Below are 1,844 nucleotides of genomic sequence, written 5' to 3'. Positions count from 1 at the left end.
GATTCGGGTGCGGGCGGTGTCGGTGGGTGCGTGTCGGAGGTCGGCGGTGGTGGGTTCGGGTGTGGTGGGGGGCATGTGTTGTTCCCACCAGGTGGGTGTGGTGGTGTCGGGTTCGGGAAGGGGTCGTCCGCGTCGGTGTCTGCGTCGGCGGGTGCGTGCGGTGGTGGGGCATCCGAGTTCGGGGAAGGTGAGGGTGCGGATGCCGGTGGTGTGGGTCCAGATGATGATGCCGCCGGCGAGGTGGGCGACGGTGGCTGCGTTGGCGGTTTTGTGTTTGTGGTGGGCGGTGCAGACGGGGTGGAGGTTGGTCTCGATGGTCCATCCGCCGCGGTGGGGGGTGTGGTGGTCGTAGGGGACGATGTGGTCGAGTTCGCAGTCGGTGGAGGGGACGTTGCATCCGGGGTGGGTGCAGGTGCGGTAGGTCATGCGTACGCGGGCGGCGAGGTCGGTGTTGGGTCGGTAGGTCAGGGCGCCGGGTGGTGGTTCGGTGTCACCGCCGTGGCCGTCGGGATGGGGTCCTGCAGCGAGGGCGGGGTCGGCGGCGATCGCTGCCAGTAGTGCCGCGGTGATCTGCGCGCGAAGGGTGTCGCTGAGCAGACCGGTACCCCTGAGTAAACCGGTGCCACGGGGCAGACCGGTGGCGCTGGGCAGGCCGGTGGCGCGGGTGGGTGTGGGTAGGGTTCCTGCTCGGCGGATCCGGCCGCGGTGAATCAGCCGCGGTACCCGAATCCGTAGGGACGAGAGCACTGTCCTCGGTGCTTGTCGTCGATCCGTCGCGGCAGCGCCGGTGTCGTCGCTCTCCAGATCGTCAGGACTGTCGGTGTTCTCGTCGACGGCGGCTGTGCCACTGACTGTTGTTTCGGTGCCGGCCTCGTCTTCAATCGCCTCGTCTTCAATCGCCTCGTCTTCGGTCTCGGTGTCACCCAGGCCTGTGTCGCCAGGTGTGCCGGTATCGGTATCGGTGTGGGTCCCTGCGTCGCCGGGAGTCTCGGCGTCTTCTGCGGCCTCGGTGTTCTCCGCGTCCTCTGCCTCTGTCTCTGTTTCGGTGTGGCTGGGTTGGTGGGTGTGTGGTGCTCGGGCGGTGAGGACGTCGTGGAGTTCGGTGAGCAGGCCTTGCCAGTGGGCGTCGGTGGCGATGAGCCGCGCCAGTTCCGGATCGAGTGGGGTCCCGTCGGCCAGTACAGCCGGGTTCTGACGCAATCCGAGCAGAGTTTCGGCGTCGAGGAGGATCTGCACCAACGGACCCCGCCGAGGATCGGGCCGGTCCGCGGCACCGTCGTGCGGGCATCGTTCACCGCGCCCGCACTGGCATTCGAGGGCGTGTTCGCCGTGGATCAACGCCATCAACCCATCGACCCGCAACGCTGTCGCCGACCTCGGGTCCTCTCGGCAGACCGTCGCGGCGATCTCGGTCACCAATGCTTCGACTTCGGCGCCTTCGAGGTCGGTGACGATCGCTTCGAGTATCGATGCCCCGCCGCAGTCGCGGCGCACCCGCATCCCCCGGTTACTGCGCACCGTGCTCTCCTGCGCGGCCGCTGCTTCGTCGCGGTCGTGGGAGAACCACAGTCGCCACAACCACAGTCGCAGTGACCGCGGAGTCAACCGTTCCGCCGCAGCGACAGCCTCGAATTCCAGAGCCGCGATCGTGGCATCGGATGCCTTCCCCAACACGGCAGTCAACACCTGCACCCGCGGCCAGTCGACGCCGCCGAACACGAACCGCAGCGCCGTGAGCGGCATCCGCGACAACTCCTGCCCGACGCTCAACAACGGCCGCGCGGCGCTCTGCGACAGACCCAGCGACACCGCCACCTCCGTGACCACCTGCGCCAGAACAGTCG

General features: G+C 68.2%; 1 protein-coding gene. It reads right to left on the bottom strand.

Annotation, left to right across the window (positions count from 1 at the left end; genetic code table 11):
* A partial coding sequence (locus tag CH293_RS27770; protein ID WP_094722070.1) for an HNH endonuclease signature motif containing protein occupies positions 1–1,844 on the bottom strand: 1,844 nt, incomplete at both ends.

Source organism: Rhodococcus sp. 14-2470-1b (genome assembly GCF_002259415.1).
Lineage (GTDB): Bacteria > Actinomycetota > Actinomycetes > Mycobacteriales > Mycobacteriaceae > Rhodococcoides.
The sequence above is the reverse complement of the archived record's forward strand: the minus strand, read 5'-3'. Positions and strand labels throughout refer to the sequence as shown.